Here is a 15420-nt window from a genome sequence, read left to right on the forward strand (position 1 = left end):
CGGTAGAGAACAACCTTTTTCTTTATCTAAACTATACTCACTGTCCTAAATCCGCTTTTGCACTTCCGTTCGGAGTAGCAACACTACCTTTAAGACCAAAATATTGCAACAAAAAAGTTCGGAATGACTTTGCAACTAATGGCAGTTTATCATCTCTACGATGAATCAAGCCAATAGTTCGCGTGACTTCTGGATCAACAATTGACACTCTTGCAGGTTGAAGCGGGTTGGTCTGAAACAACGCCATTTCAGGCAAAAGGCTAACGCCCATACCAGCCGCAACTAATCCGCGTATCGTATCTGTCTCTTCACCTTCAAAAGCAATATCTGGGGTAAATCCTGCCTCCAGACAAGCCTGCCAGACAATCGGGCGTAACGAATATCCATCTCTGAACAGAATAAATTTTTCTCCCTTAAGCTGACTCAGCGTGATATGTTCGGCCGTGGCTAAAGGATGATTGGGCGGGAGAACAGCAAACAACTCCTCGGTCAGCACCACATCCCCCTCCACATGATCATGACGATCGGGAAAAGGAGATACAAAAGCCAAGTCCACCTCACCCGCTAACACATCACGAATTAAACTCGGATACATCCCCTGTTTAAATCTAAATTTAACATTGGGATACCGCTTTCGGAATTCAGCCACTACCGTAGGAATAAGATGAATCCCCAAACTGTGCGGAAAACCGATGCGGATTTCGCCCCCCTCAGGATCCAAAAACTCATGAACCTCCAAAACAGCTCGCTCTAGATCTTTTATTATCGTCTCAACCCGTTTGCAAAATAGCTGTCCCACTGGCGTAAGCTGCAAATTGCGACCCTTTTGCATAAAAAGATTAACTCCCAGCTCCTCTTCAAGCTGATGAATTTGCCGACTTACCGCAGATTGCGCCACATGTAGCTCCTCGGCTGCCTGAGTGACATGTTCTTTTTGCGCTACCTTCATGAAGTATTGTAACTGTCGTAATTCCACTCCGATATTCGCTCCAATCTGTTTTTCAACATCCGGAAGAAGACGTCAATCGAACATCATCCTCTTTCTTCCCTGCTAACTTACGGTAAAACTGTCTTTAGTGGCGTTTGCGCTGGCCAGTCAATCTAATCAATAATCCATACATGAAAAATCCACTGAGTAATCCCCCAAAGTGAGCGGTCCAATTAATGTTCGCTACAGCAAAAGAAAACAGAATGCCAAACCCAAGCAGCGTGTACAGCGTTTTGCGCGAAGCATCATCCATCAAGGAACGTTGGAACAAGGCAACGTACAGAAACGCCCCATAGATGCCATAAATCGCTCCTGAGGCCCCTACAGAGACTGTCGTTTCCGCCACCATGTTGTAATGGGCAATGGACAGTATGTTCCCTACAATACCCGTGACCAGATACAATAACACATAGCGGAAGGACCCCAGCAAACGCTCCAGCGGAGGAGCGAAGACGAGTATGGCAAAGGAATTGAACAGAAGATGATCAAACCCTGCATGTAAAAACATGGCTGATACATATCGCCACAGTTGATCGGTGAATGGCGCCTCATTAATCAAAGCTCCATATCGGATCAGCGTCAAACTATTTTCCGATCCACCCTGTACGGTGAGTACAATAAACATCACAATATTGATGAGCAAAATCAGACAGGTTACTGGGTAAAACCGCAAATAACTTTTCCAGTTCTCATAACGTAAAAAAATCAAGGCAATCCTTCCTTCATGGGTGTCTCCACCTTATTCAAATTGGACAATGTCTTTTATAAAAGATTATAATAGATTTCGGCAACGATAACCAATGCTAAAAACCAAGGAGGCTATTACATATGGCACAAGAACGTACAGGAGCTGCTACTTTTAAAGGCAATGCTTTGACACTCTTAGGTCCTGAACTGAAGGTTGGAGATCAGGCACCTGATTTCAAATTACAGAAAAACCTGTTAGAAGCAGCTACGCTCCAAGACTTTGCAGGCAAAGTCAAACTGATCAGTGTTGTTCCTTCTTTGGATACAGGTGTGTGTGACGCACAGACTCGACGTTTTAACCAGGAAGCTGATTCCCTTGGGGATCAAGTCGTGGTGCTAACTGTCAGCGTCGATCTGCCTTTCGCTCAAGCTCGTTGGTGCGGTGCTGCCGGTATTGACCGCGTATTGACACTGTCCGACTATAAGGATCATTCCTTTGGCGAAGCTTATGGTGTGTTCATCAAGGAATTCCATTTGGATCATAGAGCTATTTTTGTGATTGATCAAAATGACAAAATTGCTTACGTAGAATACTTGAGCGAAATGTCCGAACACCCTGACTATGACCAAGCGATTGCAGCAGTGAAAAAACTCGTCTAAATCAAGACTGCATATTAAAAAAGCGAGTGAAGGGTTGCCTTCCTCGCTTTTTTTGACGTTTGTCTGCCACATCACTGCTCACACATCTACAATCACTGCACAACCTTATGAGCAGACAGCTTCTTGTCAATCACAGCGAACAGTTGCAAAATGATGCGGTAATTCGCGCCCAAGTCCCCTAGCGATCCGCGTGAAGCAGAATAAATATCCACCGCACTCCGAACTGGTGAGACAGACAATATGGAAACGGTAATGTCGACGGTTCTACCGAACGCCGTTCGCTTCTCTAACGTAATTTCACCTACGGATGCTACCTCATGAAGAACCTTGTAGCCAGGAATTTTTTTTAGAATAGATGATACTTCTTCCCAAGCCTTGTCTCTCGATAAGTTATAATAGCGTGTCTTCATTTGGGGGTCCTTGACCCGGTCGCTTGTACCTTCTTGGCTGCGCACAATCCCTACCAGAGTCCTCTTCAACGACAAGACATTTCCTCCTTCACGATAATCGTTGCCATAATGCAGCACATCGGTTTTTTTGCTGCAAGCGCTTTATAAAACGTTAAACAACAAAAAGTTAACCGACCATACCTGTGGTATGCGACCTTAGTACCTCATGTCTTAGTTTAACATTGTTGCATACAAAAAACACCCTGTTTCTGCAAGAAGCATAAACAGAGTGTATTCATTATCTTTGGAGTACCCGCCGATGCCGTCCGACCATAGCGTCTTCTGAACCTGCTTTAGCAGGTGGGTGACCGCAGAATAAACTTTTGAAGTCCCCTTGTCAGGAATTGACAGGGCTTTTCAGCTATTCATCCGTATAGGTCTCCCTAGACATTGTCATTGGTTCAAAACAACAAATGACCGTAACGTGCATCGCAGGATATGACCTTATTATAGCGCTTCTCACTCAGAAAGTAAATGCTAGGAGAAATATGTTTTATTTTTAGAGGTTATCACTTTTCTTGTCTTCAATGCTTGCCGTATCTTCATCTTTCTGCTTCATCTTTTCCATTTGATCCTGCATTTTAAGGAATGTTCCATAAAAATTAAAGAAAGCGAACCAGGCAACTACACTACCGATGAAGAATAAGAAAAGCACAGGATATTTGACTCCGATAAATATAACAACGGCGCTACCGAGCATGGTAGAAAATACACGGAATGGTCGAATCAGCGTCAGTAAAACCGCATTTTTGATAATTTGTCCGGTAGACATATGATAATGAGCCACCATCGAAAAGAAGTTAAACATAGACACAAGCAAAATAATGATAAGAATGAGCATAATTACGCCCACGATTTGCAAGTTGCTGAGTTGTGTCATATATACGGTATAATCCACATACATGATGACAAACAGTAACGTGTAAAAGATACCCCCGATCAGACTCTGCTTATAGTTCTCTTTGTACCCTTTAAAAAAGGTACGAAACACGCCTGTATCGGTATCCCCCATTACCCATTTGCGAACCACTGTGAACATAGCCGATGTGGCTGGAAATAAAGTAAGCGGTGCCAAAACAGCCATCGCCCAATTCATTTGTAAAGATTCATTAGCCAAATTCTGATTCATTACAAGTAGTTTCAGTATGAGGCAGAACACAAAAGGCGACGAACATAACACCCATAACAAATTTGTAGCCGCCAGTCGGGTAATCCACTCGGTCAGGCGGTAAATACCACCCATAGCTCCTTTAAACTCCAATGTCAGTCTCTCCCTCCGCAAGCCTTGGCAGTTCCAAGACTCATGTTGCTATGCCTATAAATTCCGGCTCTTGGCTATATCATACCGTATTTCAGCCCTAATGCGCCAGTGAAATCAATAAGTGCCTCATTAAAGCAGATTGCTAAAAGGTTCATACATACTGATTCAATCATAACAAAAAAGCCGAAGCTTCATCTGCTTCGACTTTTCATTATTTCATCTCTTATTCGGAAGAGGAATCTTCACGTCTTGCAGGACGACGAGTTTCCCCATTGCTGCTCGGGCGTGGTTTGCGATCTCCACTGTAACGGCTTCCGGAATCACGGTTGTAGCCACCGCCTTCTTTGCCACGGTTGTAACCGCCATATCCACCTTTGCTGCCACTACCGCCGCTACCACCGGAACGGTTGGAATTGTAACCACCGTTGCTGCGACCGCTGTAGTTGGAAGGCTTGCGACCGCCAGAACGCACGTCAGGTTTACGACGTTTTGCACGGATCGGATCTTCTGGAGTCAGCTCAATCGATGCTTCTCTCTTCTCACCAGTCATTAGTTTCAGAGCTGCGGAGAGAAGTTGTACAGAATCATATTGCTCCAGCATTTGAATAGCCAAACCTTTGTACTCGTTCAGCTCACCGCTTTCTACAGCCTCTAGGAGACGTTCAGCAATGATACGTTGTTTGCCTTCCAGAGCTTCAGCCAACGTTGGAAGCGGCTTGCGTGGAATGCGATGACGAGTTACACGTTCGATAAAGTGCAAATGGTCAATTTCACGAGGCGTTACGAAAGACCAAGCTTCCCCTTCTTTACCTGCACGTCCAGTACGTCCAATACGGTGAACATAGCTTTCTGGATCTTGCGGAAGGTCAAAGTTCACAACGTGAGTTACACCGGAAACGTCCAAGCCACGGGCAGCTACATCAGTCGCTACGAGCACATCGATGCTTCCGTCACGGAATTTACGCATTACAGCATCACGTTGGTTTTGAGACAAGTCACCATGCAAACCGTCTGCAGAATATCCGCGTTTTTGCAGAGCTTCAGCCAACTCGTCTACCCGACGCTTGGTACGGCCAAATACGATAGCAAGTTCTGGGGATTCCATGTCGATCAAACGGCTCAATGCTTCGAATTTTTGACGCTCAGGAACTTCGATATAGGCCTGATCAATCAGTGGAGCACTAACTTGTTTAGGAATAACTGAAACATGCTCAGGATTTTTGAGGAATTGTTCAGCCAATCTTTTAATATTAGGAGGCATTGTAGCCGAGAAAAGCATCGTTTGACGCTCGTCTGGAACTTGCTTCAGAATGGATTGAATATCTTCCATAAAACCCATATCCAACATTTCATCTGCTTCATCCAAAACAACTGTGTTTACATCTTCCAGCTTGATGGTTTTACGATTAATATGGTCAAGCAAGCGTCCTGGCGTACCAATAATAATTTGAGGTTTCTTTTTCAAAGCGCGAATCTGGCGTACGATATCTTGTCCACCATAGATTGGCAAAGTACGAAGACCTTTGAAACGGGAGAGTTTTTCGATTTCTTCAGCTACCTGGATAGCAAGCTCACGTGTTGGTGCCATGATCAGAGCTCTGATTTTTTCGTCGCTTCTAGAAATTTTGTTGATCAGCGGAATACCAAACGCAGCAGTTTTACCAGTACCTGTTTGAGCTTGGCCAATCATGTCTCTGCCTTGTAGTGCAATCGGGATGGATTGCGATTGAATTGGTGTTGCTTCTTCAAAACCCAGTTCTGTAATCGCCTGAATTACTTTCGGTTCAAGATCAAATTCTGCAAATGTCGTCAAATTTATTCAAACTCCTTCTTAATGGTGGATGTGGTGGACAATCCACAATGTTGTCTGTATTCTTAAGTAGCGATATTATTGTATAAGTTTTCCCCAATACAGTGACAGTTTATTTAGACCTATAACTGCAACTTTCTGTAATGAATTTGGGGAACCTATCCGATACATCTTAAACGAATTTATCCTTTTTAAAACAGTTTAAATTTTAAGTGTTTCTCTGGACATAGGTCCCTACTCAAGAATATCCACATCGCATTATAGCACAGAACAATTCATGAATACCAGCAAGTTGCTTCCCGTATAATTTAAATGAGGTGAAAATAAGTTGTTAAAAATGGTGTTAAACTGCTTAACTGTCATTCTTGGAGCCGCTGCCATTGCATGCGGTTTTAATCTGTTTCTCGTGCCACACCACTTGCTGAGCGGAGGAGTAGCTGGGCTTTCCATGTTAATCGGCTACTTCACAAAATTTGATATCAGCGCGATGTATTTTATTATCAATATCCCGATGCTTATTACAGGCTGGTTTATTTTAGGCAAGCGTTTTATTAGCCTGAGCATTTTATCCGTTGTCGTTACAACATGGATTTTGGCCTTGGTGCCGGTGCGATCTGTCGTGTCGGACCCCCTGCTAGCCTCCGTTTTTGGAGGAGTGATGATCGGCGTTGGAGCAGGAATTTCCTTTCGGGTAGGGGGGTCTACGGGCGGTTTTGACATTATCGGTTCCATCGTCACTCGTTATCGTGACTTCCCCGTAGGAACTGTACTTGTTGGCATGAATGGACTGGTCATTCTTGCAGCAGGATATTTGAACGATGATTGGAATATTGCACTTGCGTCGATGCTATCTATTTTTGTGACTGGCAAAGTGTTAGATCAAATCTATGTCAGTCACACGAAGATTACCGTCTACATTATTACAGAACACACCGACAAGCTACTGGAGCGGATGTTAACCACACCACGCGGTGTTAGCAAAATAAAAATTGAAGGCGCATTTTCACATACTGAAAAAGACATGCTGATGACTGTCACGACACGCTACGAGCTAGTTGAATTAAAACGGATCATTAAAGAAGTGGACCCTTCTGCTTTTGTCAATATTGTGGAAACGGTTGGGGTGATGGGTTCATTTCGCCGAAGATAAGCACAAACCCAAGTGTCAAAATACAGTTTCTGTGGTACACTATATGTGCGCTGTTCCCATAGTATATAAAGACCAGCTTTACCTGCTATTTCACAGGCACTTTGCTTTTCCGAATCGTATTGAATGATTCTTTTGGAATGATTCCGAGCAGGAAAGGGTGATTTTTGTGGAAATGGAAACGGTAAAACTGTCCGACATTGTCTTAAGATGGTATCCGGAAATGCTCCCTTCTCTCAAAAAGGATGAGCTGAACTCGATGATTGTGCTTCGGGACGGGATGTCCATACTCAAGCCAACGGATGCGCTAGAAATTATTCAGTACAGTATTTGCGAGCATCAAGACAATAATTATCTTCAATAAATTTCTTTACCAAGTGCCGCTTCTTCCGGTTGCATCTACAACTGCGAAGAGAGCGGCATTATTTATGCATTTTTATGGATTCAATGAACATAAGTTGGGTTAATCATGTAAGACTGTGCCTGATGATTCCAGTATAGGTTACAAGCGTGTTGTTTTTCGATACATAACTTTACGTATAATCAGGTAAGCGACATCCATAAGGGAGAGAGTTAGGAAATGAATATGATTTGGGCAATTATGCTATTGGCGATGGGGATAGGCGGAAACGGGGACCAGTCAGCCAATGCTCCAAATGTAAAAGATACGGTGGCAACAACAATTAGCAGCGCCATGATTCAGGCTCAGCACAATAAGATGAAGGTGGATGCCTCCAATCCTCCGGCTAAAATTGACCCACAACCGACGACTCCTGCTATCAAGGGCATCTATGTCACAGCTTATAGCGCAGGCGGTTCGCGTATGACCCAGCTGCTTGAACTGCTTGATAAGACAGAGCTCAATTCCATGGTTATTGATATTAAAGACGATGCAGGTTATATCACTTATCCAACGACCAATCCCGAGCTGCTCAAATTGGGCAAGCCGCAAAAATTCATTCGGGATATTTCCGGTTTGATGGACCGATTGAAAAAGCATAATGTTTACCCGATTGCTCGTATTGTCGTATTTAAAGATACGGTACTGGCCAACAAAAATCCCGAGATGTCTTTCCGTAATCCTGACGGCTCTGTCTGGAAAAACGGCAAGGGAGACGGGTTCGTCAATCCCTATAATAAAGAAGTATGGGATTATAATATAGCCATCGCTAAGGAAGCAGCCAAACTTGGTTTTAGGGAAATTCAATTTGACTATGTACGTTTCCCCGAAGGCTTTGAGAAAAGAGCAGACAAGCTGAAATATACCAAATCAGATCAATCCCGCTCGGATGCAGTCGCTGAATTCGTACAATATGCCCGCAGAGAGCTTGCTCCATTAGGTGTACGAGTATCCGTAGATATTTTTGGATATGCCGCATCCGTTCCTGCTGCGGAGGGAATCGGACAGGATTTCACTAAAATTTCCGAAAATGTGGATGTCATTTCACCCATGGTTTATCCAAGTCACTACACCACAGGCTGGTTCGGTGTAAAAGACCCTGATAAGAATCCCTACCAGACGATTAAAGGCTCCATGGCCGATACACACAAAAAGCTAGATCCGACAGGCAAGCTAAAGCCAATTATTCGTCCTTGGATCCAGGATTTTACTGCAAGTTGGTTAGGAAACGGACATTATGCTAAGTATGGAAAAACTCAAGTAGAGGACCAAATTCGAGCGCTTAAGGATATGAAAGTGGATGAATATTTACTCTGGAATGCCACAAACCGCTATTCAAGCGGAGTAACTTACAAATAATTTATCCCTCCGGACTTCTCGTTATCTAATACGAAATTTAGAAATTATATAATTTTTTTCGAAGGCTGTCCCGTTGTTTGGCGAACGGGTGCAGTCTTTTTTATTACTGTTCAAATGTGGCGGTATCCCTTACAATAAATACTTACATGTTATGATACATACGAATATTCAATCCCTAGTAAATGAGGAAAACAAAAATGCAATTGACTTCAACAACGGGGCAGAAATGGAAGCAGCTTTTATACATTTTGCTCCCTATCCTGATTACCCAGCTTGCACTATCTGCCATGACTTTTTTCGATACGAATATGTCGGGACACTTTTCCCCTGCCGATCTGGCTGGAGTAGCCATCGGAGTAAGTCTGTGGATTCCTGTACAAACAGGCCTTAACGGAATACTTATGGCTATCACACCTATTGTATCTCAATTAGTGGGAGCACAGCGCAAAGATAAAGTCTCCTACTATGTCATTCAAGCACTTTGGCTCTCTCTTGCCCTATCCATGGTCGTTTTGATTGCTGGCATCATTTTGGTCAAGCCTATTCTAAATGGTATGAATCTGGAATTGAGAGTTCATAATGTGGCACTGTACTATCTTTGTGCGATGGCCTTCGGTATTGTTCCTCTATTTGCCTACACGGTGCTCCGAAGCTTTATGGATGCATTGGGACAAACCCGCTTTACGATGTTAATCACGCTCATGTCGTTACCCATCAATGTCTTGTTGAACTATCTACTTATTTATGGGAACTGGGGTTTTCCGCGTCTGGGAGGTGTAGGCTCCGGGGTGGCAACGGCAACCACCTACTGGATCATTATGCTGGTCGCTGGTATCACTGCGCATCGGGGAAAAATATTTGCCGAATACCGAATCTTCAGCAAAATATACGGGATTGCTGCTAGTGCTTTGAAAGAGCTCATCAAGATTGGAGTACCGATTGGATTTGCAATATTTTTTGAGACTGCCGTCTTTTCAGCTGTCACTCTCTTCATGAGTAGCTATAATACAGCTACCATAGCCGCACATCAGGCCGCGATGAACTTTGCATCTACGTTATATATGATTCCACTCAGCATTTGTATGGCACTTACGATTCTGGTTGGCTATGAAACAGGAGCTACTCGCCCGCAGGATGCCAAAGCTTATAGTGTAATGGGCATCAGCAGCGCAGTAGGTCTATCACTGATTACAGCTATTGTACTGCTTATCTGGAGTGAACAGGTCGCTCGACTTTACTCCACCGATCTGCAGGTCATTCAGTTGGCACAGCATTTTCTAATCTATGCGATTTTCTTTCAGATATCTGATGCTGTCGCTACACCTACACAAGGAGCGCTACGCGGGTATAAAGACGTCAATCCAGCCTTTTTGCTCACATTCCTCTCCTATTGGGTCATTGGGCTTCCTGTAGGATATATACTGGCACGCTGGACTTCATTGGGGCCCTACGGCTACTGGATCGGTTTGATTACAGGGTTGGCAGTAGGCGCTATTTTACTTCTCTGGCGTCTGGTGAAAGTACAACGTCGTTTCTCCGAAAAAAAACAACACGCAGAGGTTATTTAGCCTTTGCGTGTCTCGATTACATATGCTGCGCCTAAAGTTATTCGTTTTTTCTCCACAATAGCCACTTCGTTCAGCTTGGGAGGATATAGAAAGTGTCTCTCCACATGTTGTTCAATCTCTTCAAATGCCTGTTCTTCATTTTCAGCAGCGAGAATGACAGTCAGCGCTCCTTCCGAACTATCCACTTCGATTTTGAATAGGTACATGTATGACTACCTCCTGATAGGACTCAAAGCTAAAAAATAGCGGATGACTCGGGTCATCCGCATAATTTTGATCTTTTCCAATATCAGAACCGATCTACTGTACGTAGAAGGCTCTTATTATTGGGACAAACGCAAAGCAAGTTCATAAAGCTCCATGTTGAAATCTTTTTTAGTATTTACAACCTTGTCAATATCTGTGGCTACCAACTTACCGTCGATCGTTCCGCAAGCCTTATCAGATATGCCCTCGATCAATTGGCGAACAGCAAAGTCACCCAAACGGCTCGCCAGGTTGCGGTCAAACGCGGTTGGTGTGCCTCCACGTTGGATGTGTCCAAGCACTGTAACACGAGGCTCATAATCCGGACAGTTTTCTTGGATTACCTTTGCTACATCTTCACCTTTGCCTACGCCTTCCGCAACGATAATAATACTGTGGCGCTTGCCATGCTTGAAATTTTGTTTCATACGATCAGATACTTCGTTCAGGTCAAATTCTACCTCAGGCACCAAAATTGTTTCTGCGCCAGAAGCCAGACCCGCATGCAAAGCAATATCACCACAATGACGTCCCATAACTTCAACAATGGAAGAACGTTCATGAGATGACATTGTATCACGCAGCTTGTTGATTGCGTCCACTACGATACTAACCGCTGTATCAAAACCAATCGTGTAGTCCGTGAAGGAAATGTCATTGTCAATCGTACCCGGAAGACACATGGTTTTAATGCCTTGCTTGGTCAGTTTGTTAGCTCCTTGGTAGGAACCGTCTCCACCAATCACGACTACGCCGTCAATCCCACGGTCACGCAAAATTTGCGCGCCTTTTTTCTGCCCTTCTTCAGTCGTAAATTCCAGGCATCTTGCAGATTGAAGTACAGTACCCCCACGTTGGATAATATCTCCGACGCTTCTCAGATCCATTGGAAAAATATCGTCGTTCAAAAGGCCTTGATAACCACGTTGAATCCCGAATACTTCCAGTCCGAAATACAATCCGCTACGTACGACGGCGCGAACTGCCGCGTTCATCCCTTGTGAATCTCCACCACTTGTTAATACTGCAATTTTCTTAACTGCTGTCATGGTTTATGACCTCCTCAAAATAATCATATAAGCCTTCTTATCCATCGACTGTTTAATAAGAAAAACAAACGCATGAGCGGACTATTTTTCATTAAACGTCTCGAAACAGCGCGAACGTCTTGCTGCTCGCTAACTTTAGGGTCGGATAAATATAAAGCCAGCAATCCCTCGATAATCATCCGGTGAAAGGAGCTGGCAGGGACATCTGCAATATCAGCCCGCGCCCGATTCACAACGTAGGCGATCCGGTTTAGCATCATGTCGGTATCTTCATAATAATTGCAAAAGTTAAGATCTCCGCCCTTCCGGTCTTCGTCTTGATCGATTAGATAATCCAGCAAAATATGAAGACTGCACACATGTGGAAAATACGATGCATGTATTGAGGCAGCCCCCGCATCTGTCAGATGCTGGTCGCTGGCAGCAAGAAACAGCATAAAGACCCCCAGAGTTGAACCGGTAGCCGCAGCAAACTCATTCCAGCGCAACTCTGGTGTACGGTCTTTATGAAGCGACCACCAGTCCAAAAGCGCTTGTTCCCGCAGCTCGGGTTTAATATGCTTGTATACTTGCAAATCCGTGTATAATCGCGCCAAATCCTGAACGTAAGGCATTGCCGCCTCATAGCCCGGAAGCCTGCTTACACAAGACTGACAGGTTGTCACCAGCCCAGTCAAATAACCGCCATCCTCCTGCTCACGACGCAACTCATAATAATTCACTGGCCTAGCCGTCGGATTAATCGCATCCAGCATAGCCTGATGCAACAGCCTGAAATCATCCGGGTCCATGGACGTACTGCGATCACACAGGTTGTCCAGATAATCACTAATGGTCTGATACGCTACGATCAGCGGAATTAACGTCTGCCGGGCAGACATATTAGCTGCGGCATAAACCGCTCCACCCACGCAGTGAAATGTCTTATCCGCTATGCTCGCAAGCGCCTGGCTTCGCAGTTCAGGGTCCGGAATTTGTTCGGCCTTGCTCTTCCAGTTACTCAATTCTTGTTTCGTTTCAGGGAGAATGTGCTTGTACATTCGGCTCATTAGACCTATGGGGCCTCTCGGTACTTGATAACGTCCTTGCTCAACATAACTCAAATGACGGTGCCTCCACATTGTTGTCTACGTAATTATACCTATCCAAACCATATCCATTATAATATGATCGTCCTTTTAGCACAAATGAACAACCTCACTTTTTTCTTTAAAATTCAAGAAAAATGAGCTGTTCTCATTAAAAGACTTTATACCTGTAATGTTTTATTAGCCGAAAATAGTATAAAGGGCCTACCTATCCTTGTCCTCTGCTGGCTTCACGCCTTGGATTCCCTCTCCCATACTTGCCTGCTTCCATTTCCCGAAAGCATAATAGAAAATGACTGCTACGGCAGAGATAGCAAAACCAACAGGAAAGCTCCACCATACAGCATCTAGACCATACTCATCAACAAATGCATAGGCCAAAGGTATACGAATGCCCCATAATGAAATAATGGTAATTAAAAGCGGTATCATTACGGAACCCGTTGATCGAACAACCCCTGTAATGACATTGGTAACACCGAATATAACAAAAGACCACAAGGTGATCATATTAATCCGCATTCCCAATTCCAATGCACCCCCTGTAGAAGGAAGAAACATGAGCAAGGCCTGACGGTTAAACACGTAAATTAATACCACAGCTCCACCAGTCAATACAAAATTATACACAATCCCAATCCAGGTTGTCGTGCGCACTCGATCCCAACGTCCGGCTCCGATATTTTGAGCGGCAAAGGAAGATACAGCTGCACCTAACGCCATTGCCGGCATCTGTACATAGCTGGACAAATTATTAGCTGCTGTATAAGCTGCAGCTGCAACTGTCCCGTAGCCGTTAATCAGATTCATTAAAGCAATCGCGCTGGTAGAGACAGCAATCATTTGCAACCCCATCGGCACTCCCTTACGGACTAGGGTCCAAATAATCTTCCAATCAAATCTAAGTAAGTGAAGCTCTGAAGATGTAATGCGCAAAAAATATTTTACACGATATAGATAAATGAGAATCAACACAAAGCTGATCCCTTGAGCAATCAGGGTAGCAGTAGCGGAACCTCCAATGCCCATAGCAGGAATCGGTCCCCATCCGAATATGAACAGCGGGTTGAGTAGTACATCCAGTACGACGGAAACAATCAGAAAATAAAATGGTGTTTTGGAATCTCCAGCCCCTCTCATTACAGTCATGATGTAATTATAGCCGTACAAAAAGGGCATGCCTGCGAAAATAATACGCGTATACGTGATAGCCATATCTACCGATTCAGCAGGGGTATTGAGTACATGAAGTATCCAAGGCGCACTCAAAAATCCGATAATACCTATAGCAAAAGCGAGCACCAGAAAAAAGACTGCACTTGTACCTACTACACGCTTGGTTTCAGCTACGTCTCCTGCTCCGATATTTTGTCCAATCATAATAGTAGCAGCCATAGTGACACCAAAAATGGAACTGATAAGAAAAAACATTATAATATTTCCGTTGGAAGCGGCAGTCAAGGCGGCCTCTCCCAGAAATTTCCCAACCCAGATCGAATTAATCGTGCCATTTAGGGATTGCAGAATGTTGCCGAACAGCATCGGCAAAGAGAACATAAACAGCGTTTTAGCAATAGGACCTTCAATCAAGGAAGGCTTACGACTAGCCTCTGCTGCACTCATTTTCTCAACTCCTTCAATCTATAATGTCTTCTGCCTAGTTTTATTACGTATAATACCCTATTCCTGCTCAATCTTCTCATATCATAAACGTATTTACGCAAAAAAGCGCAGTCCCTTAAAATAAAGGAACTGCGCTCTCAATTCATAGTTTAACCGTAATATATAAGACATCCGTAGAAACGGAACCATTCTTACAATTCAGTTACACTTACAGTTTGATTACGTTAGCTGCTTGGGGTCCACGGTTACCTTCAGTAATTTCGAATTCAACCGCTTGACCTTCTTCCAAAGTTTTAAAGCCGTCGCCTTGGATTGCGGAGAAATGTACGAATACGTCCTCGCCACCATCCATTTGAATGAAGCCATAACCTTTTTCTGCGTTAAACCATTTAACTGTACCTTTCAAGTGAACAACCTCCTAAAAATACCGCCATCTATGGCGAATATCCATATTATACTTCATGCTTTTTCACAATGCAATTGATGTTTTTCCGGGTTTTTTGGGCTGGAATGATTTGCTTTTGCGGCGGAAACTGCGGTATCATGAACCAAAACATCTATAAAATCGGAGACATGCATATGATGAAAAAACACGAAATATACAAAAAAGACAATTGGAACATGATGACTGTCGAGGTGCAGGGCCGTTACATCGTTCTACGGGAAATATCCGATGATTGGGGCGAGGAAGCCCACACGTTTTTAAGCCGCCCGGCGCTGATGCATTGGGCTCAAAATCGGTTTCCCAAGCAGTCCTTTCAAGATAATGAGGAAGAATGGCAGCGGATCATGAACGCTTTCAAACAGGTCTAGCCTATTCATGGTGTCCAACAGCTATCTCATCTTCATTATTCTGGCCTTCACGCTGGGCGGAGTGCTGATCATGAAGCGTGATACGATACCGACTCCTCTCAAAAAGTGGATGGCCCTCACTGCTGTAATCATGGTTTGCTTTGCCTTTTATCTCATTGTATACAGCTTATTAAATATAGGTTCCAACCCACAGTAAGGAAAATTATACTTTCGGGCGTAAGAGGTCATACTATGGCATAACAAGCCATGGTATAAGGAGGATCTGCCGTTAC

Annotated in this window: 17 protein-coding genes and 1 other RNA gene; 7 read left to right on the top strand and 11 right to left on the bottom strand. The window is 43.9% G+C overall.

What is annotated here, in order from left to right; all coding sequences use genetic code 11:
- Window positions 1-37 precede the first annotated feature (37 nt).
- Both gltC and ACEN8J_RS13435 read right to left on the bottom strand, forming a co-directional pair.
- Window positions 38-976: a glutamate biosynthesis transcriptional regulator GltC gene (gene gltC / locus ACEN8J_RS13430; RefSeq protein ID WP_029516713.1), complete on the bottom strand. Its 939-nt coding sequence runs from the start codon at window positions 974-976 to the stop codon at window positions 38-40.
- 97 nt (window positions 977-1073) lie between these two features.
- Window positions 1074-1697, bottom strand: a complete 624-nt coding sequence (locus tag ACEN8J_RS13435) for a rhomboid family intramembrane serine protease (protein ID WP_029516712.1) — start codon at window positions 1695-1697, stop codon at window positions 1074-1076.
- A gap of 119 nt (window positions 1698-1816) precedes the next feature.
- Between ACEN8J_RS13435 and tpx the strand changes: the two genes are divergently transcribed.
- Window positions 1817-2335: a thiol peroxidase gene (tpx, locus tag ACEN8J_RS13440; RefSeq protein ID WP_029516711.1), complete on the top strand. Its 519-nt coding sequence runs from the start codon at window positions 1817-1819 to the stop codon at window positions 2333-2335.
- Window positions 2336-2427: 92 nt separating this feature from the next.
- Here tpx and ACEN8J_RS13445 read toward each other — a convergent pair whose 3' ends face one another.
- The 4 genes from ACEN8J_RS13445 to cshA form a co-directional block, all read right to left on the bottom strand.
- Complete coding sequence (locus ACEN8J_RS13445) at window positions 2428-2820, bottom strand: DUF1499 domain-containing protein (RefSeq protein ID WP_013309718.1); 393 nt, start codon at window positions 2818-2820, stop codon at window positions 2428-2430.
- A gap of 210 nt (window positions 2821-3030) precedes the next feature.
- A non-coding RNA gene (gene ssrS / locus ACEN8J_RS13450) (6S RNA) lies at window positions 3031-3225 on the bottom strand.
- A 58-nt stretch (window positions 3226-3283) separates the two neighbouring features.
- Entirely contained in the window at window positions 3284-4045 is a 762-nt protein-coding gene (locus tag ACEN8J_RS13455) for a YesL family protein (protein WP_029516710.1), read from the bottom strand.
- Between the two features lie 223 nt (window positions 4046-4268).
- The gene (gene cshA / locus ACEN8J_RS13460; RefSeq protein ID WP_029516709.1) at window positions 4269-5858 is read right to left on the bottom strand and encodes a degradosome RNA helicase CshA; all 1590 of its coding nucleotides are present in this window, start codon (window positions 5856-5858) and stop codon (window positions 4269-4271) included.
- A gap of 325 nt (window positions 5859-6183) precedes the next feature.
- Here cshA and ACEN8J_RS13465 point away from each other — a divergent pair, with 325 nt between their 5' ends.
- From ACEN8J_RS13465 to ACEN8J_RS13480, 4 genes are all read left to right on the top strand, one after another.
- The gene (locus ACEN8J_RS13465; RefSeq protein ID WP_029516708.1) at window positions 6184-7005 is read left to right on the top strand and encodes a YitT family protein; all 822 of its coding nucleotides are present in this window, start codon (window positions 6184-6186) and stop codon (window positions 7003-7005) included.
- 172 nt (window positions 7006-7177) lie between these two features.
- Complete coding sequence (locus ACEN8J_RS13470) at window positions 7178-7366, top strand: hypothetical protein (RefSeq protein WP_080658605.1); 189 nt, start codon at window positions 7178-7180, stop codon at window positions 7364-7366.
- A 216-nt stretch (window positions 7367-7582) separates the two neighbouring features.
- Complete coding sequence (locus ACEN8J_RS13475) at window positions 7583-8761, top strand: putative glycoside hydrolase (RefSeq protein WP_495593572.1); 1179 nt, start codon at window positions 7583-7585, stop codon at window positions 8759-8761.
- A gap of 197 nt (window positions 8762-8958) precedes the next feature.
- A complete protein-coding gene (locus tag ACEN8J_RS13480; protein WP_495593573.1) occupies window positions 8959-10329 on the top strand; it encodes an MATE family efflux transporter in 1371 nt (456 codons plus the stop codon).
- On the opposite strand, the gene ACEN8J_RS13485 is transcribed toward ACEN8J_RS13480, so the two are convergent.
- From ACEN8J_RS13485 to ACEN8J_RS13505, 5 genes are all read right to left on the bottom strand, one after another.
- Entirely contained in the window at window positions 10326-10535 is a 210-nt protein-coding gene (locus ACEN8J_RS13485) for a DUF3906 family protein (protein WP_013309710.1), read from the bottom strand. The genes ACEN8J_RS13480 and ACEN8J_RS13485 overlap by 4 nt on opposite strands.
- 117 nt (window positions 10536-10652) lie before the next feature.
- Complete coding sequence (pfkA, locus tag ACEN8J_RS13490) at window positions 10653-11624, bottom strand: 6-phosphofructokinase (protein WP_039269999.1); 972 nt, start codon at window positions 11622-11624, stop codon at window positions 10653-10655.
- Between the two features lie 23 nt (window positions 11625-11647).
- A complete protein-coding gene (locus ACEN8J_RS13495; RefSeq protein WP_039269998.1) occupies window positions 11648-12727 on the bottom strand; it encodes a tetraprenyl-beta-curcumene synthase family protein in 1080 nt (359 codons plus the stop codon).
- A 189-nt stretch (window positions 12728-12916) separates the two neighbouring features.
- On the bottom strand, window positions 12917-14335 hold the full coding sequence (locus ACEN8J_RS13500) for an MATE family efflux transporter (protein ID WP_029516702.1): 1419 nt from the start codon (window positions 14333-14335) through the stop codon (window positions 12917-12919).
- Window positions 14336-14543: 208 nt separating this feature from the next.
- A complete protein-coding gene (locus tag ACEN8J_RS13505; RefSeq protein ID WP_013309706.1) occupies window positions 14544-14741 on the bottom strand; it encodes a cold shock domain-containing protein in 198 nt (65 codons plus the stop codon).
- 173 nt (window positions 14742-14914) lie between these two features.
- On the opposite strand from ACEN8J_RS13505, the gene ACEN8J_RS13510 reads away from it, so the two are divergent.
- Window positions 14915-15148 carry a hypothetical protein gene (locus ACEN8J_RS13510; protein WP_013309704.1) on the top strand — a complete coding sequence of 78 codons (234 nt, stop codon included), beginning with the start codon at window positions 14915-14917 and terminating at the stop codon, window positions 15146-15148.
- Between the two features lie 7 nt (window positions 15149-15155).
- Window positions 15156-15344 carry a hypothetical protein gene (locus ACEN8J_RS13515; protein ID WP_029516701.1) on the top strand — a complete coding sequence of 63 codons (189 nt, stop codon included), beginning with the start codon at window positions 15156-15158 and terminating at the stop codon, window positions 15342-15344.
- Window positions 15345-15420 lie beyond the last annotated feature (76 nt).

The organism is Paenibacillus sp. Paensp38 (genome assembly GCF_059491915.1).